Raw genomic sequence first — 24,005 nt, 5'->3', positions numbered from 1 at the left:
GACTCTTGGTAGAAAAAAAGGTCGGAAAAAATCCAACCTCTTTTTATCTTGCATATTCTGTCGCACGCGTTTCCCGGATAACCGTAACTTTGATGTGTCCCGGATATTCAAGTTCATTTTCGATTTTATCTTTAATGTCACGTGCCAATACTGTTGCTTGCAAATCATTGATCTTTTCCGGTTTAACAATTACGCGAACTTCACGTCCTGCTTGAATTGCATAACTCTTACTTACACCGTCAAATTCATTTGAGATACTTTCAAGTTTCTCTAACCGGTGAAGGTAATTTTCTAATGATTCGCTCCGTGCTCCTGGGCGAGCAGCTGAAATCGAGTCTGCAGCAGCAACTAAAACTGCAATTACTGACTTCGGTTCAACATCACCGTGATGCGATGCGATCGTATTTACAACCACATCATTTTCGTGATATTTCTTCGCCAATTCAACCCCAATTTCAACGTGTGAACCGTCAATCTCATGATCAACAGCTTTCCCAATATCGTGTAATAATCCTGCGCGTTTCGCTAATGTAACATCTTCTCCTAATTCAGCAGCTAAAACTCCAGCTATTTTGGCAACTTCAATTGAGTGGGTCAATACATTCTGCCCGTAACTTGTCCGGTAATTCAACCGACCAACCGTCTTGATCAAATCAGGATGCATTGAATTCAAGCCCAAATCAAAGATCGTTTCTTCCCCAATCTCACGAATTTTAGTATCCATCTCACGGGTGGCCTTATCAACCATTTCTTCGATCCGTGCGGGGTGAATTCGTCCATCCTGAATCAATTTTTCAAGCGCGATTTTAGCGATTTCTCTTCGAACAGGGTCAAATCCGCTCAATAAAACTGTATCTGGAGTATCATCAATAATCAGGTCAATTCCGGTCAACGTTTCAAACGTCCGGACATTCCGGCCTTCCTTACCGATGATCCGCCCTTTCATGTCATTATTAGGTAATGTTACAACTGATACCGTTGATTCAGAAACCGTATCAGCCGCACTGCGCTCGATTGCCTGAGCGATTAAATCTTTAGCTGTTTGTTCAGCGCGAGCTTTTGCTTCATCTTCACTTTCCTTAATCATTTGACCAAGTTCATAAGTCAGGCTTGCCTTGGTTTCCTTCATGATTTGGTCTTTTGCTTGTTCGGTCGTTAATGAAGCAACTTCTTCTAACTTATCGTGTTGTTGTTGAACAAGTTCTGTTACTTTTTGACGTTGATGATCAATTTTTTGTTGATCAGCATTTAACTGATCCTCTTTCTTATCAAGAGATTGTTCGCGTTTTTCAAGTAAAGAATCCTTCCGGTCAAGATTTTCTTCACGTTGAATCATTCGATTCTCTTGCTTTTGAACTTCATTACGCCGTTCACGAAGTTCCTTTTCAACTTCAGAACGGTAACGATGGCTTTCTTCTTTTGCTTCCAGAATTGCTTCCTTTTTCTTTGCAGCCGCTTCTTTGCGGGCATGCTTTACAATTCCTTCAGCTGTTCGACTAGCCTCGTTCAAACTGGTTTCATAAAGCTTGATTCGACGTTTATCTCCCAAGATAAAACCAATAATCAAAGTCAAAACAGCGACGGCGAGGATTACAATGATCTCCATCATAGTTAATACCTCCGCATCGTCTCAAAAATGCGGCTTTTAAACCGCATTTTTAATTTTTTAAATTAAATATATTTATTACACATACGTATTTATTTTAGTTGTTGCGCCCGAAAAATGTCAACATAAATAGTCGGCATTTTTAGAAATAATAAAAAATATATAATAAGGGAGGTGTGACAAAACGTTAAAAACGAGCGTGGTGGAAGCAGAAAAACGAACGAATCGCGCAGCAAAGATTCGGAGATTTTCGAACTTCCACATAGCTCGTTTGTTTTGGAACCCGATTATGCGGATATAGCAAAAAGGTTGCGACTTATGTCACAACCTCTTTCAACAATCTTATTTCTTCTTTGAATCCTTTTCAGGTTCTTTTGCTTGATCATCAAGTTTTAAATCAAGTTGTTTTTGTTCTTCTTCAGTTGCAATTCCATATGCCTTCCGGACTTTTAAGGTAACTTCCTTCATCATTTCAGGATGTTCCTTCAAATACCGTTTAACGTTTTCACGTCCCTGGCCAATCCGGTCTTCACCATATGAGAACCATGAGCCGCTCTTCTTGATAATGTCCTTTTCAACCGCCATATCAAGCAATTCACCGGTCTTCGAGATTCCTTCGCCATACATAATATCAACTTCGGCTTGTTTAAATGGCGGAGCAACCTTATTCTTCACAACTTTAATTCGAACCCGGTTACCAATTACATCGGAACCGTCTTTGATTTGTTCGGCCCGCCGAACATCTAACCGAATCGTTGAATAGAATTTCAATGCCCGGCCACCAGGAGTTGTTTCGGGGTTACCAAACATTACACCGACCTTTTCACGGATCTGGTTGATAAATAACGCAATTGTTTTGGTCTTATTGATCGTTCCTGAAAGTTTCCGTAATGCTTGTGACATTAACCGGGCTTGCAAGCCGACGTGGGCATCGCCCATTTCACCTTCAATTTCAGCCCGCGGAACCAAGGCGGCAACGGAGTCGACAACAACGATATCGATTGCCCCAGATGAAACCAAAGCATCGGCAATTTCCAAGCCTTCTTCCCCAGTATCTGGTTGTGAAAGCAATAAATCATCAATATTAACGCCTAATGCAGAAGCATATGCTGGATCAAGGGCATTTTCAGCATCAATGTATGCTGCTGTTCCCCCGTTTTTTTGAACTTCAGCAACGGCATGCAACGCAACCGTTGTTTTCCCTGAACTTTCAGGCCCGTAAATTTCAACGATCCGGCCTCGCGGATATCCTCCAACTCCAAGCGCTTCATCAAGGGCAAGCGAACCCGTTGGAACCGTTGAAATTTGAGTATCGGCCTTTTCGCCCATCCGCATAATGGAGCCCTTACCAAAGTTTTTCTCAATTTTCTTTAATGCATTATCTAATGCTGCTTGTCTATCGTTATTAGCCACGCCTTTTCCTCCTGTATCATTTCTCGTCGAATTTATTATACCAAAGATTATTCAAAGATGCGAACAAATGTTTGATTTATTTTTCAAAACTTTGCTGAACAAGTTCAAACGCCTTGTTAAACACCTTATCTTCAACATTTTGGGTTCGATAAAACGGAATCGAACATGACCGTTCATGCCCCGTTTGGTCAACGATTGCGATCCAAATAGTATGTTGCCCTGAATTCCGGGTAATTGCAATCGCGTAGTTCGTGCGCAGAACCGCTTTGGCTTGCCGGGCCATCCAAATCGTTGTCTCTTCGCTTTGCGATCCATTCGCATTTAAAATTTGATATGGGATATCAAACATCGCATTCTTCGCGTCATCGGTGGGCGCAACAAATAATCCTGCAAAACTTGCTTCCCGATCGATTAAATCCGTCGCAAAATTTGTTAAAAAATCAGTTGCAAATGCAATCGTCTGATTTTGAGCAGTTAGCTTTTCCATTACGGTTTGAATCAATTTTGATTGATCCGTTTGATGCACATCTGACCCCATATAAATCCTCCTCACTTAATAGATACGAAATTAAAGTTATTTTTAGACAAAACAGAGGCTAGAAAATCCCTAGCCTCTCCACCTTTATTTTTCAAATTATTCTTTATCTTTTCCGAATGAGTCAGCAAATACGTGCCGGGCATTGTAGAAATATTCGATTCCCGAATAGATCGTAAAGAACAAGCAGATGTATAAGAGAACTTGTCCGATTGGGAAGTGAATATTTGCAAAGAAAACGTCGTTTAAAAAGAGAAAAATAATTGAAAACATCTGCGATGCTGTCTTAATTTTTCCTGGCATCTTTGCAGCCATTACTTCACCATTGTTTTCAACAACGATCAATCGTAATCCGGTAACCGCTAACTCACGGCAGACAATAATTGCGGCAACCCATGCCGGAACTTTTCCCATTTGAACTAGGATAATAAACGCGGTCATTACCAGCATCTTATCTGCCAACGGGTCGGCAAACTTGCCAAAGTTTGTTACTAAGTGCTTCCGGCGCGCAATCTGACCATCAACAAAATCCGTGATCGATGCCCCCGCAAAAATAATTGCGCCAATTAAGCTTGTTTTGGGAATCGCCGTTCCCGCAAGAACGATGTTTCCCCAATGTAACGGTAACAGTAAAACAAGCATAAATAATGGAATCAATAAAATTCGAATAACTGTTAATTTATTAGGTAAATTCAACTCTCTCACCTCAATTAAAATTACCGGGTAACGGTTTGATAATTATTTGTCCGGCCGTTATTTTGTTGATAACGTTGTTGCTGGTTTGTTTGGTAACCATTTTGATTATTAACCGTTTGCCCTTGTCCTTGAGTTTGAGCAGCCGTTTGCGTTTGGGATTGCGTTTCGGCATTCGTTGAACTTGAACCATTTGTAAAGTTCAAGACTAACTTCCGCACAGTTAATGATGAATTTTGGGCAAGGAAGTTCAACTTATGACCGTTAATTTTAACCGTTGAAGCATTTGAATTTCCAATGCTCAAAACAACGCGGCTTGTTCCAGCTGGAACTTGAATTTCCTTCGTTGTTCCTGATTGAAGGGTTCCTTGCCAGCTTTGAGCACCGCCAACATAAACTGCATCCCATGATGAACCGCCAGAAGCCCCAAGTTCAATTGTGCTTTGACTCGGTGCGTTTTCAACGTTATACGTAAACGTTGAGCCTGCCGAAGCGACATTGACGATCTTTTGTTCCTTCTTCGATGTTGATGAAGATTCGCTCTTCTTCTTGGCTGGCTTCTTTACATCAGTTGAAACTGCAACCTTGGTATTGGTTTGTTCAATTTGTTGATTTTTAGCCTTTTCATGGTTTCCCCACGCAACGGCATAAATTGTCCCTAAAATTGCAACCACTACCACGACGATAATGATCATCGGAAGGTATTTAGAAATTTTTGCGCTTAAACTGTTGTCTTGCGGCCGGGTCAATTCTTCCCGCTTTTGAACCCGCGAAGTTGTTTCTGCTTGTTCTTCAGGCGAAGCCGGCATTCCAAGTTCTTGGTCTAATTCTTGAATGATTTCGTTGGGATTTAAACCAACCGTTTCTGCATATTGCCGGGCAAATGCCTTCACATAAAACTTTCCCGGAAGAGCATCATAATTGCCTTCTTCAATCGCAATTAAATAACGCTTTTGAATTTTAGTTGTTTGTTGCAAATCATCAAGGGTCAATCCCTTGGCAATTCTTGCGTCTTTTAATTTTTGACCAACACTAGCCATTAAAAATCCACATCTTTCTTATTTAATCTCAAACTTTTAATATTTCGTCTTACATACAGTTAAGTATATCATAAGCGTCTTTATCTGCCAAAAACGACTATTCCAGCCAGCCGCCCGTAACATAAAGGGTTTGACCGGTCATATAGCCTGCTTCGGGTGCTAATAAAACGCGCACCCAATAACTGATTTCGGCTGGATCAGCCAAATGGCCCACTGGAATTTCGTCACGGACAGTCGCCAAAGTTTCCGCATTAAACATTTGATTCATCTGCGTATTGACCGCTCCGGGCGCAACCGCGTTGACCGTGATTCCCATCGAAGCGACTTCCTTGCTGTATGCTTTAACAAATGTATTGATTGCCCCCTTTACTGCGCTGTACGGGGTTTCCATTGCACTGCCGTTTTTCCCGTATACCGAACTGATAAAGACAACTCTCCCGGCTTTAGCACGGGCAAGCTTATCTTCTAAACGTTGAAGAATCATCATCGGCACTTTAAGCTGCATTCGCAAAATTTCATCCAGTTCATTCTCAGTAAAGTCATGCAAAAACTTAAAATGCGTTGTTCCTTGAGCAAAAATAACCGCATCGACGCCAAAAATTGAATTTGCAATTTGGTCGACACAATCGGCCGCCATGAAATCACTCTGAATGGGAATGAAATCCTGCCGCGGAAACTTTGATTGAAATTCACCAATCAACTCTTCAATTCGTTCTTGCTGATGGGCATAGTGCAGATAAAGCGACCATCCTTGCTGTGCCAGGTCACGGGCAATCTGACTACCAATATCGCCCGAACTTCCTAAAATCAACGCCCACTTCATTTTTGATCTCCCCTTGGTAATATTTGACAACGAGTTAATTCCGCCGGATCAAAGAACTGATCCGCAAAATCAACCACTTCATCGAATGTCAACTGTTCGATCGTTGCCGGAACATCAAACACCGTCCGTTCACCATAAAGCCACAAATCAAACTGGTTGGCAATGTTTTCGTTGGAATTCATTCCTTTAATTGCTCTTCCAATAAATTCACGCTTCATCGATTCAAAAATCGGCTTTTGTTCCGTAAGTTTTGCCGCTGCATTGACAATGATCGCCTTTAATTCGGCAGCTGCTTGATCGATTTGTTCTAAATTTGTATCTAAATAAAAATCAACAAACTGGAATCCATCTTCAAGCTGAATTTCATAACCGAAACTGTTGTCGATCAATCCTTGGTCAAACAAGCGCTGATAATCAGCAGATGATTCGCCAACAAGCATTTCTAAAATGATCTGCAGCATAATTTTGGCCTTAAACCGTTCTGCCGGAAGGAAATCTTTTTCATCCCGAATCCCCAACGCAAGTTTCGGCCGTTGAACATCCATTTGCCGTTCAGCAAACGGAATAATTGCCGGATGACCAGGGTTGACTCGTTGTAAGTTTAACTTATCATTTGAAGCTAAACTTCCTGCAGCCACATTTTTAATAATTTCTTTAATTTGAGTTTCATCAAAATTACCAACGATCATTAAACTCATATTCGACGGCTGGTAAAAATACTGATCGCATTCATAAAGCATTGCAGGCGTAATTGCTTGAATCGACTGAACGCTTCCAGCAATATCAGCTGTCAGCGGCGTTTTCGGGTACAAATTGCTGATAATTCCAAACAGCAACTGCCAGTTTGCATCGTCTTCGTACATCTGAATTTCTTGCCCAATAATTCCTTTTTCCTTATTAACGGTTTGGTCACTAAAATACGGACTAAAAACAAAATCCAGCAACGTTGAAACACATTCGCCAACGTTTTCAGCCGTTGAAAAAAGGTAACTTGTCCGGGTAAAACTGGTAAATGCATTTGAATCTGCACCGTAAATTGCAAATTTATCAAATGCGTCGTACTCTTCCTTTTCAAACAACTTATGTTCCAAAAAATGAGCAATTCCGCTTGGATAAGTTTTCAGCTGATTATCAACCGTGAACGTCGTATTAACTGATCCAAACCGGATCGTCAAAATGCCGTCCGTTTGATGAAAGGATGGGCGGGCAACCAAATTAACATGCAAGCCATTCGGTAAAACAAAACTTTCCATCTTTTCGCCAAAACGGCTGTAATTAATGGTTGCCATTGGCCATCTCTCCTTTCAAGAAAAACTCAGTTTGAAGCTTAAGTTGACTAGCAGCCGCAACGACGTCCTGCTTTGTCACTGCTTGAATTCCATTTTGTTGGGTTTCAGAATCCAACGGTCGGGCCAGCAATTCACTTAAAACAGCTTGTTCAAGACTGCTTGCCGGACTATCTTGCATCCGTTGCCGTTCATTGATCAGCTCGATTTTAATTTTAGCTAACTGCTCAGCGGAAAAATCGCCTTGCTGCAAAGCCGCAATCTGCTCCTTGATCAACGCTAAAACCGAATCATGATTCGTTGCTTGAATTCCCGTTTGAATCAGCACCATCGACCGTAATGCTGAATAGCTGCTTTCAGCATAATACGCCATACTTGCCTTTTCGCGAACGTTTTGAAAAAGAAGCGACTGCGGCGAACCACCCAGTAAGGCGTTCATTACGACTGCCGCATAAAACATTCTGTTCTGATGCGCATCGATCGGTAAATGATAAATCAAATCCAGTTTACTTTGCTGAACCGGTTCCGCCTTCGTTTGCACCTTGACTTGATTTTTCGCCGCCTGAGAATAACAAATTTCATGAAATGTTTCCCGGACTGATTCTCGGAATTCAAATTTTGAAAGGGAACGCTTCAAAGAATCAAGGACTAAATCTCCCATTACCGTGATTTGAACTTGATCACGGCGAAGCATTTGATCATAGGCCGCAACAATATCTTGATTCGTTAATTCTTGATAATCATTTTCCGTTCCATACGGCGTATTCTGCTGAATCGGATCATCAAAATATGACCGTTGAACATTGATCAAGGCTTCAGACTGTTTATTATCAACAATTCCCTGAATATATGTTTTTAAATTCGTTCGCTGACGTTCAAAGACTTCCGGCTTGAACATTCCGTTTTCCATTCGCGGGTGAAAAATAATTTGATTCAAAAAATCAACCGATTCGTCAAGCAGAGACTGCCCGGCTTTCAAGTATTCCGGCGCAACAAAACTATAAACAAAATTGAGGAGACTTAAATTCCCCTCAACTTCCGTATTCGCACCAAACGTTGCCCCATATAATTCAGCAAGTTTAAGCGTGATTGCATGCTGATTCGGGTATGCTGCACTTGAACTTTCCAAGATTCCAGCTAAAAGTGTCCGGCTTGCGAGTTCCCGTTCATTTTTCAATTCGTGAATAAACGAAACCATCATCTGAACGGATTTAAATTGTTTATTCTGAATAAACCGAACCTTGACCCCCGGTTTAAGTTCATAATTAAATTCACTCTTCATCCTTATTCTTCCTTCTTCGGTAAGTAAACTTTCCGCGGCTTGCTTCCTTCTTGCGGTCCGACCATCCCTTTTTCCGTTAAATCATCAACGATGCGGGCAGCCCGGTTGTATCCAATTTTAAACCGCCGTTGAAGGAGGGAAATGCTTACCTTTTGTTCCCGTTGAATAAAGTCGATCACCTGTTCAAAAAGCGGATCGCTATCCGAATCATTTCCATCCTGCGTTGCCTGGACTTCTTCATCCGAAACTGCAAGATTATCATCATAATCGGCTGTTCCCTGTTCTTTGACAAAGGAAACGACCTTTTCAACGTCTTCATCCGAAATAAATGCTCCTTGAACCCGAATCGGCTTCTTTCCAACCAGCTTAAAGAGCATATCGCCCCGGCCAAGTAATTTTTCGGCCCCGTTTTGGTCAAGAATCGTTCGCGAATCCGTTCCGCTTGAGACCGCAAATGCCATCCGTGATGGCACATTCGCCTTGATCAATCCAGTAATTACGTCAACTGACGGCCGTTGAGTTGCAATAATCATATGAATTCCAGCGGCCCGTCCCATTTGAGCGATTCGAATGATTGCACCTTCAACTTCATTTGATGAAACCATCATTAAGTCGGCTAATTCATCAACGATGCCAACAATGTACGGCATTGGTTTTTCGCCCGTATCCATTGAGGCTTGCTGGTTCTTGATCAACCGGTTATAACCGTCAATGTTCCGCACGCCGACATTCGCAAACGTTTCATACCGTCGTTCCATTTCGGCTACGAGTTTATTCAGCGAAATGGCTGCCTTTTTGGATTCCGTGACAACTGGCGAAATTAAATGCGGAATTCCATTGTAAACTCCCAATTCAACCTTTTTCGGATCAACCAACATTAATTTAACTTCATCTGGCGTACAATTCATCAATAAGCTCGTAATGATTCCATTGATTGCCACTGACTTTCCGCTCCCGGTTGCTCCGGCAATCAAAAGGTGCGGCGTCTTCGTAATATCCAGGGTAATTAATTTTCCTGAAACATCCCGTCCTAAGGGGACCTCAAGTAACTGATGCGGGCGCTTGTGTTCCGCTGAAATCACATCTTTAAATGAAATTGTGGCCACCTTTTTATTCGGAACTTCGATCCCAATCAATGATTTTCCGGGAATTGGAGCTTCGATCCGGATATCCTTGGCTGCCAATGCCAATGCCAAGTCATCTGTCAGGTTTACGATTTTTGAAACTTTGACCCCAATTGCCGGGTGAAGTTCATATTTCGTCACTGACGGCCCCAAAATTGTATTTTTCAGTTCTGCATCAACGCCAAAGCTCTTCAACGTTTGCCGAAGGACCTCTTGATTATGCTTGATTTCTTTTCGTTCCTGACTTTGGTCCGTTGGCGCAACATCCTGAAGCAAACTGACGGGTGGCAATTGATAATTTTCAATTGAAGATGACTGGTGCAAAACGGGTTTTGCCACTTCAGGCTCTTCCTGCTTCTCTGATTCACGATTCCAAACATCCGTTGCATCCCGTTCACTGATTGGTTTTGGCAATTCCTTATCTTCCGGGGCAACAAGCGGTTCAACTTCTTCTTTCAAATCTTCCGGTTCGGCGGGTTCTTCCTTTTCTTCCGGTCGATCGGCTGTTTTTTCAATAGCCGCTGCTTTCCGTTTTTCCGCTGCATCTTGAAGTGAGTCCTTCGCTGTTCCTGCAGCGTTCTTTAATTTCCCAGCGATCAATTTAATTCCATTCCAACAAACGAGTCCAATTTTTCCGAAAAATTGAGCTACCTGTTGCAGTGAAATTCCAAATAACATGCACAAACCGGCACCAATCAGTAAAAGACTGATCAAATATGACCCCAGTTGAGCAAGCAGAAAATTCGTTCCGGTATACAGCAATGCCCCGATCATTCCGCCGCCAACCGCGGTCCCAAGACTTGCGCCGACAATATCATTGGCCAAATACTGCCATGTAACGCCAATAAAATCGTTATGCAAATCCAGTTTGTTAAAGAAAATTGCCTCCAATCCAAGGCTAATTCCCAAAATGATCAGTAATATTCCACCCCAATATCGTGGTTTGATTTGGGGTTCTTTACCATAAATCAACAAATAAATACTAAATAATAATAAAAGCCCAATTCCGATTAAATATGCATCACCGATCAGCAACCGGAATGCATTTGCAATCAAAACTCCTAAGTAACCTAAATGAAAAATTCCAAATAAACTTACAACACCTAAGATCAGGCCAACGACCCGTTCAGAAAAAATTTGTTTTTGGACTGCGGCCGTTTTTTTCCGTTTCGATGTTCGTTTACCGCTTTTCTTTGCTGCCATTTTTCCCTCTTCTATTTTAATTTGTCATTTTCGTAAAGGTGCGTCCGGTCTAATTGCGGGAATCCTTGTTGCCGCAATGCTTCATAAATTACAATTGATGCCGTATTCGACAAGTTCAATGCCCGGATATGATCATCATTTTGCGGAATCCGGATACATTTTTCCGCATTTTGCCGCATGAAATTTTCCGGTAATCCCGTTGTCTCTTTTCCAAAAAGGAAATAGTGATCTTCATCGACGTTTGAATAATCCGGATCAGTATATGTTTTTTCCGCAAACTTTGAAACCAAATAAAGCTTACTCATATCAGGAATCGTTTCTAAAAATGCTGGAAGATTCTTATGGTATGTAATTTTAACTTTGTCCCAGTAATCCAAACCGGCCCGCTTTAAATACTTATCATCGGTTGAAAATCCTAGTGGTTCGATTAAATGCAATTCCGTATTTGTTCCTGCACAGGTCCGTGCAATATTGCCTGTGTTTGCCGGCATTAATGGTTCAAAGAGCGCAATGTGATTCGTCATCAATATCTTCCTTTCTTAATTTCAAGCAATAAAAAAGCGTAACCGTTCGGTGTGGGCACGGCGAACAGCTACGTTAATGAAGTCCAATTAATTAATAACTAACAACTTGGTTAATTACTAATAACCGTTTTCTTACTAATAAGGTTAACACCTTAAATATTGTTTGACAAGCAATTTTACAAATTTTTCCGAACAATTAACAGTGACATATCAACCGTAACATGCTCTAACGGCGTTTTAAAAACATTCGCCGGATTCGCCTGCGTTCCCCACTGCAATGGAGTCATCTTTAACAAGTCCGTCGCAAGCGCTGGCGTTAAATCAAATTGATATTTAACCGGAACGACCTCGGTTTGCGGATACTGTTCCAGCACCCGGTTTAACACGTCATCGTTGTGATACGAATACTTCGGATCTTCAGGCCGATAGAGGCGATGCCGAAGTTCGATCAAGTACTCAGCATTCGGAATAACCTTAAATAAAATTCCATTCTGGGCAAGAACCCGGTCAAATTCGTGGTATGACGACGGCGATAAAATATCAATAATGACATCGATTTGACGATCGGCAAACGGAAGGGCTGCCAGATCCGCAATGCAAAAGAAACTATTCGCCGTTTGCTGCGTTGCCAGGTTGATCGCATCCTTTGAAATATCAAACCCAATTGCTTGATCATTGAATTGACGCCGTTGTTCCCGGATTCGGGCAAGCGGCGTGCCTTCACCGCATCCAACATCAATATAAGTTAAATTTCGTTGAGGCATCCGGTGGATAATCTGTTCAAGGACCCCATCAAATAATCCGTGTTGAAGGACATGGCGCCGAGCCTGCCATAATTCTTTTTGATCATAGTCGCTTTTAACTCCATGCTTAATTAAGAAAAGCGTCCCCTTCTTTGATAAGTCAAACCGGTGGCCTTGAGTACAAATCAAACTGTAATCTTCAATTGCGGCCATTCTCGTCCCGCAATACGGACACTTAAACAAGTTACGATTGTGTGTCAAAAAAACTTTTGCCTGATCAATTTTCTTTAATAACTTTGTTTGATTAGCGTTCAACTTTAATGTATGATCCCTTCACCAGTTTTACTAAATCTTCCCGTCTTAAGCGCACTGAACGTCCTAATTTTCCTGCAGAAACCGAAATTTCATCAAACTTTTGAATCTGTTCATCAAAATAGATCGGAAAGCCTTTGTATGCGCTGATTCCAATTGGTGTATTGGCGCCGTGAACGTAACCGGTGATTTTCACCAACTTTTTATTATCAGCTAGGTGAACCTGCTTTTTCCCAAGTTCGTGCGCCACTAATTTTAAGTTGATTTCAGCTTGAACGGGTAAGCAAACAACCAGATAATCTTTATCATCGTTATTCGCTTGTAAAACAATCGTCTTCAACAAGCTGTCCGGGTCGATTCCCTGGCTTTCAGCATCCTTCAATGCATCCATTCCGCGTCCAACCCAGTTAAAATTCTTTTCTTCATATTCAATTCCGTTTTCATCAAGAATCCGTTCTTCATTTGTTTTCTTGATTTTTTTCTTCTTTGCCACGATAATTCCTCTATTCTTTAATCGTAATCTGTGATCCAGCATGAATTACCGGAAATTTTTGTGGTTCCAAGTAAATCGCATTGCTGCGCGGTTCATCCGGAACAGCATTAAAATCTAAAACGGTATGGTGAACCGTTTCAAGGTTACTTGCAACTAAGTTTCCAACGTATGCCACTTGATATTGTTGGTCATCGATCGTCAGTTGCATTCCTTTTTTCACATCATACTGATCGATTTGTTCAAATTCTTGAATAACTGAGACTTCCTTTAGCCGTTCTGAAACCTCTTTGCCAAATAAAATCACCAATCCATCTTCCGCATTCAATGCGCCTTCTCCGACTGAAACAACTTTCATTTTAATCATCACGCTTCACCTCAAGGTTATTTTAACATAGCAATTTTTGAATTATTAAAGAAATTCGGAAATGCTATAATTAAATTAACTTAAATGGGAAGTGAGTTACATGAAACAACAAATTTATTTCGGAACATATACTAAACAAACCAGTCGGGGAATTTATCAGGCTCAACTTGATTGCGATGCCGGACGTTTAAGTCAGCCGCAACCAATCATTACGGTGGGCAATCCCACCTACTTAAGATTAACTGACCGTAACTCGTTACTTGCCGTTGCGGTTGAAGGTCCCCTTGGCGGAATCGCCAACTATAACTTGACTGACCAATCATTTGATTTACTTGATGATCAACTCACAACCGGCTCCAGTCCATGTTACATCGGCTATGATCGATCCCGGCAGCTCGTTTTTGCAGCATACTACCACCGGGGAACCGTTGAAATTTATCATTTGAACGATGATCTAACCTTAACGCTTACCGATCAGATCATTCATCATGGAAACGGCCCACGGCCTGAACAGGATGACGCGCACGTCCACTTTGCCGATCTTACGCCAGATGGACGGTTGGCCGTGGTTGACCTTGGAAATGATACGTTAACGACTTATACCATTAGTTCAACCGGAAAAGCGACTGAAGATGCCTGCTTGAATTTTGAAGCTGGGTTCGGTCCGCGACACCTTGTTTTTGCTGATCAAAATACTGCTTATTTAGCCGCTGAACTCAGCAGTCAAATTGCCGTCCTTCAATATGATTCGGATGATGGTCATTTTGAGATTCAACAAATTTTATCAACGATTCCCGATGACTTTACTGCTCACAACGGGGCCGCTGCGATCCGCATCACAGACGATCATCGGTTTGTTTACGTTTCAAACCGGGGACATGACTCGCTTGCAATTTATCAAGCCAACTCCGACCATACGTTAGCGTTGATTGATTGGGTTTCAACCGAAGGCAGTTTCCCGCGCGATTTTGCGTTAGACAAAACAAATCGGTTTCTCGTTGTGGCTAACCAAAATACCAACAACGCAACCTTATTTAAACGGGATCCAAAAAATGGTAAACTAGACTGCATCCAGCAAAATATTCCTCTTCCTGAAGGGGTCTGCGTTTGCTTTAAAAAATAAGATAAAGAAAGGGATCTTAAATGATTATTAAACAAAAGGCAGTTCAAACAATTCATGAACTTTCAACCCTTACTGATTTTCAAAAAATTGAACTTCAAAACCAACAAACAACTGCCAGTAAAGGCATGATTGCCGAAACGGTTCGTTATTTGCATGACAATCAAAAAATTTCAATTGAAACGTTGATTCGCCCCCGCACAGGCAAATATTCATACAGCGATATTGAAATCAAAGTAATGGAAGCCGATGTTTTTGAAGCCCAAGCATTAGGCGTTGACAGCGTTGCGATTGGCGCAATCACTGAAGAAAATCAACTCGATGAAGATGCAATGGAGCAATTGATCGGCGCAGCTGGCGGAATGCAAATTACCTTAAACCACGCTTTTGATGAATTAACCTTAGCTGGTCAAAAGAAGACCATTGATTTTGCAAACGAGCATGGAATTGATCGGATCATGATTGCTGCTCAGCCGGACTCATCAGCATTTAAAGAAAATCTTCAAACGTTGATCAACTATAATCAAGGGGCCGTCCAATTTGTTCTGACCGGAAAAGATGAGAAGCAGTTAACTGAGCTTTGTGAACAGTTTGACCTTCACTTACTCTTAGTTGAATAAAAAAAGCTGGACTTAACGTCCAGTTTTTTTATGCTCTTCAAGTTCTAAATAGCATTTCATATCCTGCGGAAGCGGACTTTCAAACGTCATCATTTGCTTTTTAAACGGGTGATAAAATTCAATTTTACGACAATGCAATCCTTGGCGCTGCAGTGGCAACTGAATTTGTCCGCCATATAACGTATCTGCGACTAACGGATAGCCGATCGATTTACAGTGGACCCGAATTTGATGAGTCCGCCCCGTATGCAGCCGCACATCACAGACCGTACAATCCGGCAACCGTTTTTTGACCCATAATTCAGTCTGTGCTTCTTGCCCGCCGCTTGAAACCACTTGCCGTTCAATCAGACTTCCCGGAACACGCCCAATCTGGCGATCAATCACCAGATGATTTTCCTTTAAATTACCGCTCAAAAGCGCTAAATAAGTCTTTTTGATTGCATGCTGTTCCATTTGCTGTGAAAGCAATGCATGCGCATACCGGTGTTTGGCAAACAATGCGACGCCTGAGGTATCGCGATCAAGACGGGTCACAATATGGGGAATCAAATCATCATATCCGCGAAGATGATAATAGCCATCGACCCGGTTCACCAACGAATCCTTGCGTTGGGGAACAGACGGAATCGAATTAACATGATCCGGCTTATCAATAATTAAAAAGTCGCGATCCTCATACAAAATCTTTAACGGAACGTACGATGGAATTAAATCATTTTTACGGTTCTCTTCAGGCGGAAATTCAATCGTTAATACCGTTTGCGGATCAATTTTATCGATGCGCCGATTTTCAACGCCATTGATCAGCACTTTACCGCCATCGCCCCGAACTTTTGCCATTAAGTGCCGGGAAATTCCCTGATTCCGAATAAACGTCTTCAGTTTAATTGGTTCATTCCCCGTATACTGCCAACTAATTCTCATTTAAATCACCAATAAATGCTGCTTGGACCCGTCGCCAAAATTCAGTGTGCCGGTACTTAGCAAACCGGATTTTACGTTTCGAGACCTTAAACATGATCTGTTCAATTTGTTTTCCATAAATATTTTCCTGGTCAACCGTCATAAAAAAGTCACTCGCTTGATTAGGGACGATCGTGATCCAGTCATTTGCCGGAACGATCATTGGCGAACTGATCGTCCGATATACTAAATTATTTAGCGATCCGATTTCTGTTAATTGAATCACGTTTAAACTCGGATGGATCACCGCTCCACCAAGCGATTTATTATAAGCCGTCGAACCGGTCGGGGTTGACACACATAGGCCATCACCCCGAAAACGTTCAAACAATTCACCGCCAATGTAAACATCAGCTCCCATTGTCATTCCAATCCGCTTGAGGGTTGCCTCATTTAAGGCTAAGTAATGCCGCGCTTGATTTTCATCATGATAGGTAACCGAAATATCAAGGAGCGGATAACTGACCGCCTGACCATTGTCTGATTGAAGACTGATTACAAGGTCGTCAAGCTCATCCGCCCGCCAGTCAGTATAAAATCCTAAATGACCAGTATGCACCCCTAAAAAGCGAATCGTTTCAAGCTGTTCCTGATAATGATGAAATGCTGAAAGCAACGTTCCATCGCCGCCAATCGTGATCACAATATCAGGATCGGCGTTATCGATCGTAATATGACGATCACTTAATTTTTGTTCAAGCTGATTTTTGATCTGCTCCGTTTGCGGAGTGTCATTTGCAAAAATTCCAATCTTCATTTTTTATCCTCTTCGTCATTCCGTTTTCGCTGTGCAAATAGTCGTTCAGCCTCTTTAATATCATCATGGATATTTGACATTTCCGTATCAAGCAAAAAGGCTGCCTCCGCTGTCTTCCGTAACCGTTCAGCAATTTCAGGTGGAAATTCTCCCTGATACTTATAATTTAACGAATGCTCAATTGTCGCCCAAAAATTCATTGCCAACGTTCGAATTTGAATTTCAGCTTTAATGTACTTTGTTCCCGTAACGAGTTCGACCGGGTAACGGATAATAATATGGTATGAACGGTAGCCGCTTGGTTTCTTATGGGCAATATAGTCCCGTTCTTCAATGATATCCATATCATGGCGTTTGCGAAGAATCCCTACAATGGCATAGATGTCGTCGACAAACTCGCACATAATTCGAACAGCTGCAATGTCTTCCATATCAACTGCAAGGTTTTCAGCGGTGATGTGCCGCCGCTGCATCTTCTCAAGAATGCTTTCCTTCGTTTTTACCCGGCCCGTTACAAATTCAATCGGGCCATGGTTGTTATAGCTCATTTGTTTTTTTAAACTATTCAATTTAAGCTTAAGCTCATCAACTGCTTGAGCATATGGTGCTAAAAAATCATCCCAACGATCCATCATTTCGCTCCCCGAAACTTTATCTGTTGTTATTCTACCATACGTTACCATTGGTTGGTGAAAACATATTAATTGCAAAACGGCTTTGTTTTATTTAAAGTAAGGAATGGATAAATCGAGCAGGGAGGAAAAATAAATATGTTAGAGGTATATCTATTTATTAATCCGATTAGTGAAACTTGCTATCAGACTGAAAAGAAAATTATTAAATTGCTTGCGCAAGCTCAAAATAAAATTCGATTTCGGGTTCTCCCCCTTTTAACGTTGAGTACCGTTTCATTTGCGATGCAGCACGTGGGCGTTTCAAGTTCAATTGAACATCAAGTTGTTGATACCCTTTATAAGGCATCGCTTGATTATGAAGCCGCTCTTTTTCAAGGCCAGAAACGAGGACGGAATTTCTTACTTAACGTTCAAGAATGTACATTAAGAAACAATTTTAAATACACTGACGAAATGGTCGAAAAAGTTGCTTTTAAGAGTCACCTTGATTGGGAACTCTTTAAAGAAGACCGGCAATCTGATTTGGCAGTCAAAACCTTTAAAAAAGATCAGCGGATTGCAGCTGAAATGCAAATCACGACTTATCCGGAAGTTGTTGTGACCAATACCGATTTCCCTGATTATGCATTTTCACTGAACCCGCAAGAGTCATTTGATATTTTACAAAAGTTTATTTTGCATCCGCAAGATTCGGTCTTGTGTCCAAATAACCATACTCAGTATTTACATTCTGCAAAATTAAGCAAACCACAAAAACCAGTTAAATAAAACGGAGGCGCTTTAACGTCTCCGTTTTTACGTTACTTCACAATCAATTTTTCAAGTTCATTTAACCGTTCTTCAAAAACCTTAAATGCCTTTTCTAAATATGCGCGCTGCGTCATATCAACGCCCGCTTCCTGCATCGTTTCAATTGGATATGCTGAACTCCCAGACTTTAAGAAGTTCAAATATGCTTCGGTATGCGCCGGATCATCATCTTCAATCCGTTGCGATAACGTTGTTGCGGCTGCAAAGCCGGTTGCATATTGATATACATAAAAGTCGTAGTAAAAATGCGGGATCCGCATCCATTCCATCGCAATTTCATCATCATTATAAATTGCCGGGCCATAATATTGCTTATTCAAGTCACCATAAAATTTTGAAATTGAATCCGCCGTCAATGACTTCCCGCTGGCATCCTGTTCATGAATCCACTGTTCAAACTCTGCAAATTGAGTTTGTCTGAAAATTGTTCCTTTAAAGCCATCTAAATAATGGTTTAAAACAAATGCCTGAACTTGGGGATCCTTTTCCGTCTTTAATAAATAATCCGTAAGTAAGTTTTCATTCGTAGTTGATGCAATTTCCGCAACAAAGATTGGATAATCGCCGTATACATATGGTTGGGTATGCGTCGTGTAATAGCTGTGCATACTGTGTCCCATTTCATGAACCAGCGTATACAGATCTTCCAATCCATCTTGCCAATTTAACAGGATATATGGATCAGTATCATATCCGCCCGAAGAATATGCCCCGGTTCGTTTGCCTTTATTTTCAACAACATCGATCCAACGATTATCAAAGGCCTCTTGGACATGCTGAAGATAATCGTCACCATAGACTTGAAGGGCCTCAAGTGCCTTGGCTTGAGCTTCAGGATATGTAAACGATAAATTGCTTTCCTTCACAATTGGCGTGTACAGGTCGTACATATGAACCTTATCCAAATTTAAAACTTCACCGCGTAATTTAACATAACGGTGTAACAATGGTAAATTACGGTGAACTTCGTCAATTAAAACATCGTATACTTTATCCGGAATGTGGTTTTCACTTAACGCTGCATCCTTGGCAGAAGCATAGTGGCGAACCTTTGCTTGATAATTTTGCACTTGAATTTGTGAAGTTAATGTTGTTGCAAATGTATTTTTAAATGCCCCATACGTTTGATATAACGCCTTAAATGCCCCTTGGCGAACCTTTTGATCAGCCGATTCAAGTAATTTACTGTATGTTCCTTCTGAAAGCTCAACTTTTTGTCCATTTTCCCCTTCAACAACCGGAAACTTTAAATCCGCATCACTTAACATTTCAAATGTCTTTTCAGGAGCTCCAAAAATATTCCCCGCTGCAGCCAATAACTCTTCTTGCGCATCACTTAACAAATGCTCGCGCTGTGAACGCAATTCAGTAATAAAGTGCCGGTACGGTTCAAGCTTTGAATTCTGGTGAAAATAATCCTGAACGACTTGATCATCAAGATGAACAAGTGCTGGTTGGAACCACGCAACTGCTTCACTGACTCGCGTTCCTAAATTATCTGCCATTCCTTGCAGTTCTTGATACTGCGAATTGGTCGTATCCTGATCATTTTTCATCGATGCAAAGACCGCAAGTTTTTCATAAATCCGCATAATTCCAAGGTACTGTTCAATTACCTCTAAAAATTTATCCGCGTTCATTTCCAATTGGTCTTTTGCATGTTTGAATTCATCTAATTTGTCTTCTAATTTCCGTTGATCCTTTTTCCAGTCCTCAATTGATTGGTAAACCCGGTCCAAATCCCACGTTAATTTCTCAGGGACTTCTGAACGTGCGGGAACCTTTTTAATCTCTGTCATCATCTTCACCTCAAAATCATTTTACCAGTAAATTTTCTTAAATAAAATTATGATAATTAATAAACGGCATTTGGTAAAGCAATTTTTTAGAATTAATTCCCAATTGAACCGCAATTTGAAAATATACCTTTGAATAGCGATAAATTGGGTAATCAAAGGACGACGAAAGATTTTGTAAAACTTCTTGACGAAACTTAAGATGGTTCAAATAACATTGGACCTGCAACATGCGAGTCATCCCCGTTGAGTACGCCTCTGCTCGATTGAAATTTCGAATTTGGTGCATCCGCATTTTAACTGAGATCCTACTTAAATCATTTTCCTTTGCGCAGTGAATAAACTGAATCAATTCCTTTAGATTTGCTAAAAACTTAATTCGATATTTGGGATGCAAAAAGGCTGCCTGCTGAATTTGATAGTAAAGTTCCAACCGTTGCATTTCAGCATTCAAATAAATAAAGTAAAATCCGATATTCGGATGGTACCTGAAAAATTGGGCGTTATGCTGTGAAATTCTTCCATGAAGGCAATAACGTTTTCCAACAATCCAAATGCAACGAAGCCCAACTTTAGCATACGCACGACTCCGCTTCGTCAGTTCAGCTGCTGAAATCGGGGAGCATTGGTACTCGACAATAACTTGGGACTTCGGAAGTTTAAGAATTACATCTGCTCGCCGTTGAATTGCTTTAAAGAATACTTCTGACTGTACATCGTATCCTAATTCATTCCCCCATTTCATTAACAATCGTTTTCCGGCCTGATGAACGTTTGTATCATAATGCTGATTTGAAAAAGTTGAATGTTGATGCGCGAAATGGGCAGAATTCAACTTGCCGGTCCTCAGCTTGACTGGTTGATGACATACCGGACAATAGTATTTCTTCAGTAAATTAGCTGCAGAAGCGTGAACCAATTTATTTTGAGAATTTAACGCATAAAACATAAAAAGACACCTCATTTACAATTACGCAAATAAGGTGTCTTTTTATTAACTAAAATTATACGAAAACCATTCGTATGCATTTCGGGTTTTAACAACTTGGCCATGTTCTTCGAGATAAATTGGCGGTAACTTCGGTGCCTTTCCGTATTCAAGCATGGTTGAATATACATCTTGAACCGTTCCGCTAGTAACCTCTTCATCAGAAAATTTAACCACCAAATAATACTTATCATCCATCCGGAATAAATCTGATCCAAATGGAGCCTTAAAGATCACATTGCGTGTCAGGTCGATAAAGTCTTGAAGCGTTTCAAATTCAATAACCCGGACATAATTTTCAGGTTGTTCACGCTGTGATGATGCTTGATCAGCAGTCGGTTTTTCAGACTGTTGAATCGATGTCTTTCGCTGATCTTTTGAATCAGTTTTAAAGTTACCTTTCATTCGGTCCTTTAAAATCCGCGTTACATCTTTATCTAATCCGATTTGGTCCAATTCATCGGGAGTTAAATTTGAAAGCATTACGCTATTATTTTCATCAAATTCTGCATCTTTAGGTAAATTCATCTTCTCTGCGGCTTCCGGATCAACTTTGGTAATAAATAACTCAACCCCATCGCCGCTTGGAACTAACTGAAATGTCACTGCCCCGTTATCACGAAACTCATGGTCAGTATCAACTTCATCCAAAATACTATAGAAAAAATCTTCAACGTCGTGTTGGTTCCCAATCAAATCCAAAATTGAGATTCCACGCTCGGCAAGATCCTCTTTTCCAAGGGTTACACGCATTGTATTTTCGTTGATTTTCTCCATTTCCATAAAGAGAACCTCCCTTCAAATTCACGTAATATCATAGCACATATTTAATAAAAAAGGCTACCCATATTATATGGGCAACCTTTTAAAATTCCATTTTAATAACCAATTTTAATTAAAATCAGGCCATCTTTTGGGCTTTTTCAAGTTCAAGAACCCGAACCTTCCGTGGCAAGAACCGCCGAATTTCGTCTTCGTTGTATCCAACTTGAAGACGCTTATCATCCATGATAATTGGACGCCGTAAAAGTCCAGGATTTGATTGTAATAATTCAAATAACTGTTGAAGTGGCATATCATTAATGTCAACATTCAAATCTTGATAAGCTTTTGAACGTTTGGAAATAATCTCTTCTGTCCCATCCTCAGTCATTTGTAAAATTTGCTTAATTTCATCAATGCTAAGTGGATTGGAGAAAATATTTCTTTCTGTAAAAGGAATATCATGTTCTTTTAACCAGGCGCGAGCTTTTCTGCATGAAGTACAACTTGGTGATGTATATAAAGTAACCATATCTAACCGCTCCTTTGCTTTTGTCCATATCCAAATAACTACCTTACAATTTCCATTATACACTTATTTTTAAGTGATGATTGGGTAATTTAGAAAAAAACTAGAGTTCCTTTAAAGTAATTTAAAGTTTCATCAGGGGCGTTTTATTCTCCTAATCATTTCAAGTTTTAATCGTAATAAATTCACAAATCAAACCATACGTAATTTATTATAATAATTTTAATATCAAATTTATTGATTATCCTATAAAGTCTACCTAATATCAATTTAATATATACAAAAAAAGAACCATGATCATATCACAGTCCTTATATATGATACCGGTGATCGGGGTCGAACCGATACGTCCTCAACGGACACTGGATTTTGAGTCCAGCGCGTCTGCCAATTCCGCCACACCGGCATAATTAAATTTTAAAAGTTAACGCCTTGTTTAGCATTAATAAGGCGGTAACCGGATTTGAACCGGTGATGAAGGTTTTGCAGACCTCTGCCTTACCACTTGGCTATACCGCCATCTCAAAGGATTCAAATCCTTAAGAAATTGGGCTAGCTGGATTCGAACCAGCGCATAAAGGAGTCAAAGTCCTTTGCCTTACCGCTTGGCCATAGCCCAATAAAAAAGGGCGATAGGTGGGATTCGAACCCACGCGTGCCGGTGCCACAAACCGGTGTGTTAACCAACCTTCACCACTATCGCCATCAAAATAAGAAGCAGGGATAGTAGGAATTGAACCCACACCGACGGTTTTGGAGACCGTAGTTCTACCTTTAAACTATATCCCTATCATAAAAATGGAGGGGAGTGGATTCGAACCACCGAACCCGAAGGAGCGGATTTACAGTCCGCCGCGTTTAGCCAGACTTCGCTACCCCTCCGTGGTGGCGCGGGACAGAATCGAACTGCCGACACAAGGAGCTTCAATCCTTTGCTCTACCGACTGAGCTACCGAGCCACTACTTAATTGATGATACAAAATATTAAATTTAAATGCAACCTCTCAGTTACAAATGGAGGATACAGGGCTCGAACCTGTGACCCCCTGCTTGTAAGGCAGATGCTCTCCCAACTGAGCTAATCCTCCATATAATGACCCGTACGGGATTTGAACCCATGTTACCGCCGTGAAAGGGCGGTGTCTTAACCACTTGACCAACGGGTCATATTTATAAAACTTTCGCATACGGAGAGTAAGGGATTCGAACCCTTGAAACAGGTTATTACCCGTTTACATGATTTCCAATCATGCTCCTTCGGCCAACTCGGACAACTCTCCATAGTGAAACTCCGGCAGGCGGACTCGAACCGTCGACACCCTGATTAACAGTCAGATGCTCTACCAACTGAGCTATGCCGGAATAATCAACAAGCACGGCAACTTCCTACCCTCACAGGAGGCGTTCCTCCAACTACTATCGGCGTTTTGAAGCTTAACTTCTGTGTTCGGAATGGAAACAGGTGTATCCTTCAAGCCATCATCACCGCACTTATTTTTCTTCAAGAGAACCTTGTTCCCTCAAAACTAGATAATAATTTTCTTACCTCGAACATCACGTTCCTTAACCTTTGGTTAAGTC

The 24,005-nt window shown here is 41.0% G+C and carries 23 protein-coding genes, 11 tRNA genes and 1 rRNA gene; 3 read left to right on the top strand and 32 right to left on the bottom strand.

What is annotated here, in order from left to right; all coding sequences use genetic code 11:
* Nucleotides 1-43 precede the first annotated feature (43 nt).
* The 13 genes from rny to A3O17_RS04385 all read right to left on the bottom strand — a co-directional run bounded on the left by rny (nt 44) and on the right by A3O17_RS04385 (nt 13,441).
* Nucleotides 44-1,609, bottom strand: a complete 1,566-nt coding sequence (gene rny, locus A3O17_RS04445) for a ribonuclease Y (protein ID WP_057827625.1) — start codon at nt 1,607-1,609, stop codon at nt 44-46.
* A 339-nt stretch (nt 1,610-1,948) separates the two neighbouring features.
* Nucleotides 1,949-3,019: a recombinase RecA gene (recA, locus tag A3O17_RS04440; RefSeq protein ID WP_057827624.1), complete on the bottom strand. Its 1,071-nt coding sequence runs from the start codon at nt 3,017-3,019 to the stop codon at nt 1,949-1,951.
* Between the two features lie 76 nt (nt 3,020-3,095).
* Nucleotides 3,096-3,557, bottom strand: a complete 462-nt coding sequence (locus tag A3O17_RS04435; protein ID WP_064208289.1) for a CinA family protein — start codon at nt 3,555-3,557, stop codon at nt 3,096-3,098.
* 96 nt (nt 3,558-3,653) lie between these two features.
* Nucleotides 3,654-4,250, bottom strand: coding sequence for a CDP-diacylglycerol--glycerol-3-phosphate 3-phosphatidyltransferase (pgsA, locus tag A3O17_RS04430; protein ID WP_064208288.1), 597 nt, complete (start codon nt 4,248-4,250; stop codon nt 3,654-3,656).
* A gap of 20 nt (nt 4,251-4,270) precedes the next feature.
* The gene (locus A3O17_RS04425; RefSeq protein WP_064212680.1) at nt 4,271-5,287 is read right to left on the bottom strand and encodes a helix-turn-helix domain-containing protein; all 1,017 of its coding nucleotides are present in this window, start codon (nt 5,285-5,287) and stop codon (nt 4,271-4,273) included.
* A 97-nt stretch (nt 5,288-5,384) separates the two neighbouring features.
* Nucleotides 5,385-6,110 carry an elongation factor P 5-aminopentanone reductase gene (gene ymfI / locus A3O17_RS04420; protein ID WP_064212681.1) on the bottom strand — a complete coding sequence of 242 codons (726 nt, stop codon included), beginning with the start codon at nt 6,108-6,110 and terminating at the stop codon, nt 5,385-5,387.
* Nucleotides 6,107-7,399, bottom strand: a complete 1,293-nt coding sequence (yfmH, locus tag A3O17_RS04415; protein WP_064212682.1) for an EF-P 5-aminopentanol modification-associated protein YfmH — start codon at nt 7,397-7,399, stop codon at nt 6,107-6,109. Before yfmH ends, ymfI begins: the two co-directional genes overlap by 4 nt.
* On the bottom strand, nt 7,386-8,678 hold the full coding sequence (yfmF, locus tag A3O17_RS04410; protein WP_064212683.1) for an EF-P 5-aminopentanol modification-associated protein YfmF: 1,293 nt from the start codon (nt 8,676-8,678) through the stop codon (nt 7,386-7,388). The genes yfmH and yfmF overlap by 14 nt, the downstream gene beginning before the upstream one ends.
* Before the next feature lie 2 nt (nt 8,679-8,680).
* Nucleotides 8,681-11,005 carry an FtsK/SpoIIIE family DNA translocase gene (locus tag A3O17_RS04405; protein ID WP_064212684.1) on the bottom strand — a complete coding sequence of 775 codons (2,325 nt, stop codon included), beginning with the start codon at nt 11,003-11,005 and terminating at the stop codon, nt 8,681-8,683.
* 11 nt (nt 11,006-11,016) lie between these two features.
* Nucleotides 11,017-11,529, bottom strand: coding sequence for a tRNA (cytidine(34)-2'-O)-methyltransferase (locus tag A3O17_RS04400; protein WP_064212685.1), 513 nt, complete (start codon nt 11,527-11,529; stop codon nt 11,017-11,019).
* 176 nt (nt 11,530-11,705) lie between these two features.
* The gene (locus A3O17_RS04395) at nt 11,706-12,485 is read right to left on the bottom strand and encodes a methyltransferase domain-containing protein (protein WP_081255615.1); all 780 of its coding nucleotides are present in this window, start codon (nt 12,483-12,485) and stop codon (nt 11,706-11,708) included.
* A gap of 91 nt (nt 12,486-12,576) precedes the next feature.
* Entirely contained in the window at nt 12,577-13,077 is a 501-nt protein-coding gene (locus A3O17_RS04390; RefSeq protein ID WP_064212687.1) for an aminoacyl-tRNA deacylase, read from the bottom strand.
* 10 nt (nt 13,078-13,087) lie between these two features.
* Complete coding sequence (locus A3O17_RS04385) at nt 13,088-13,441, bottom strand: PTS glucitol/sorbitol transporter subunit IIA (RefSeq protein ID WP_064208280.1); 354 nt, start codon at nt 13,439-13,441, stop codon at nt 13,088-13,090.
* 100 nt (nt 13,442-13,541) lie between these two features.
* Between A3O17_RS04385 and A3O17_RS04380 the strand changes: the two genes are divergently transcribed.
* Nucleotides 13,542-14,564, top strand: coding sequence for a lactonase family protein (locus A3O17_RS04380; protein ID WP_064212688.1), 1,023 nt, complete (start codon nt 13,542-13,544; stop codon nt 14,562-14,564).
* A 20-nt stretch (nt 14,565-14,584) separates the two neighbouring features.
* Nucleotides 14,585-15,181, top strand: a complete 597-nt coding sequence (locus A3O17_RS04375; RefSeq protein ID WP_064212689.1) for a copper homeostasis protein CutC — start codon at nt 14,585-14,587, stop codon at nt 15,179-15,181.
* Nucleotides 15,182-15,193: 12 nt separating this feature from the next.
* On the opposite strand, the gene A3O17_RS04370 is transcribed toward A3O17_RS04375, so the two are convergent.
* Genes A3O17_RS04370 through A3O17_RS04360 form a run of 3 tightly spaced genes read right to left on the bottom strand, consistent with a single transcriptional unit; the run spans nt 15,194 to nt 17,539 of the window.
* Nucleotides 15,194-16,108, bottom strand: a complete 915-nt coding sequence (locus tag A3O17_RS04370; protein ID WP_064212690.1) for an RluA family pseudouridine synthase — start codon at nt 16,106-16,108, stop codon at nt 15,194-15,196.
* Entirely contained in the window at nt 16,098-16,904 is an 807-nt protein-coding gene (locus tag A3O17_RS04365) for an NAD kinase (protein ID WP_064212691.1), read from the bottom strand. Before A3O17_RS04365 ends, A3O17_RS04370 begins: the two co-directional genes overlap by 11 nt.
* Nucleotides 16,901-17,539, bottom strand: a complete 639-nt coding sequence (locus A3O17_RS04360) for a GTP pyrophosphokinase (protein ID WP_057827608.1) — start codon at nt 17,537-17,539, stop codon at nt 16,901-16,903. The genes A3O17_RS04365 and A3O17_RS04360 overlap by 4 nt, the downstream gene beginning before the upstream one ends.
* Before the next feature lie 135 nt (nt 17,540-17,674).
* On the opposite strand from A3O17_RS04360, the gene A3O17_RS04355 reads away from it, so the two are divergent.
* Nucleotides 17,675-18,307 carry a DsbA family protein gene (locus A3O17_RS04355; protein WP_064212692.1) on the top strand — a complete coding sequence of 211 codons (633 nt, stop codon included), beginning with the start codon at nt 17,675-17,677 and terminating at the stop codon, nt 18,305-18,307.
* A 32-nt stretch (nt 18,308-18,339) separates the two neighbouring features.
* Here A3O17_RS04355 and pepF read toward each other — a convergent pair whose 3' ends face one another.
* The 16 genes from pepF to rrf form a co-directional block, all read right to left on the bottom strand.
* Nucleotides 18,340-20,148 (bottom strand): oligoendopeptidase F, encoded by a 1,809-nt coding sequence (gene pepF, locus A3O17_RS04350; protein ID WP_064212693.1) that lies wholly within the window; start codon nt 20,146-20,148, stop codon nt 18,340-18,342.
* Nucleotides 20,149-20,185: 37 nt separating this feature from the next.
* Nucleotides 20,186-21,094 (bottom strand): competence protein CoiA, encoded by a 909-nt coding sequence (locus tag A3O17_RS04345; RefSeq protein WP_064212694.1) that lies wholly within the window; start codon nt 21,092-21,094, stop codon nt 20,186-20,188.
* A gap of 45 nt (nt 21,095-21,139) precedes the next feature.
* Entirely contained in the window at nt 21,140-21,916 is a 777-nt protein-coding gene (locus tag A3O17_RS04340) for an adaptor protein MecA (protein WP_064212695.1), read from the bottom strand.
* A gap of 118 nt (nt 21,917-22,034) precedes the next feature.
* A complete protein-coding gene (gene spxA / locus A3O17_RS04335) occupies nt 22,035-22,427 on the bottom strand; it encodes a transcriptional regulator SpxA (RefSeq protein ID WP_064212696.1) in 393 nt (130 codons plus the stop codon).
* A gap of 318 nt (nt 22,428-22,745) precedes the next feature.
* Nucleotides 22,746-22,830: transfer RNA gene (locus A3O17_RS04330), tRNA-Leu, on the bottom strand.
* 42 nt (nt 22,831-22,872) lie between these two features.
* Nucleotides 22,873-22,943 (bottom strand) — tRNA-Cys (locus tag A3O17_RS04325).
* Between the two features lie 28 nt (nt 22,944-22,971).
* Nucleotides 22,972-23,043, bottom strand: a tRNA-Gln gene (locus A3O17_RS04320).
* Between the two features lie 9 nt (nt 23,044-23,052).
* Nucleotides 23,053-23,127 (bottom strand) — tRNA-His (locus A3O17_RS04315).
* 15 nt (nt 23,128-23,142) lie between these two features.
* Nucleotides 23,143-23,213, bottom strand: a tRNA-Trp gene (locus A3O17_RS04310).
* A 10-nt stretch (nt 23,214-23,223) separates the two neighbouring features.
* Nucleotides 23,224-23,306 (bottom strand) — tRNA-Tyr (locus A3O17_RS04305).
* 1 nt (nt 23,307) lies between these two features.
* Nucleotides 23,308-23,383, bottom strand: a tRNA-Phe gene (locus tag A3O17_RS04300).
* Between the two features lie 56 nt (nt 23,384-23,439).
* A tRNA-Val gene (locus tag A3O17_RS04295) sits at nt 23,440-23,512 on the bottom strand.
* Nucleotides 23,513-23,518: 6 nt separating this feature from the next.
* Nucleotides 23,519-23,590: transfer RNA gene (locus A3O17_RS04290), tRNA-Glu, on the bottom strand.
* 22 nt (nt 23,591-23,612) lie between these two features.
* A tRNA-Ser gene (locus A3O17_RS04285) sits at nt 23,613-23,704 on the bottom strand.
* Between the two features lie 9 nt (nt 23,705-23,713).
* Nucleotides 23,714-23,786: transfer RNA gene (locus A3O17_RS04280), tRNA-Asn, on the bottom strand.
* An 11-nt stretch (nt 23,787-23,797) separates the two neighbouring features.
* A 5S ribosomal RNA gene (gene rrf, locus A3O17_RS04275) occupies nt 23,798-23,914 on the bottom strand.
* Nucleotides 23,915-24,005: the final 91 nt, after the last annotated feature.

Origin of the sequence: Ligilactobacillus aviarius, from assembly GCF_001654615.1 — a bacterium.
GTDB classification, from domain to species: domain Bacteria; phylum Bacillota; class Bacilli; order Lactobacillales; family Lactobacillaceae; genus Ligilactobacillus; species Ligilactobacillus aviarius_B.
This window is presented reverse-complemented; position numbering and strand designations above follow the sequence as displayed.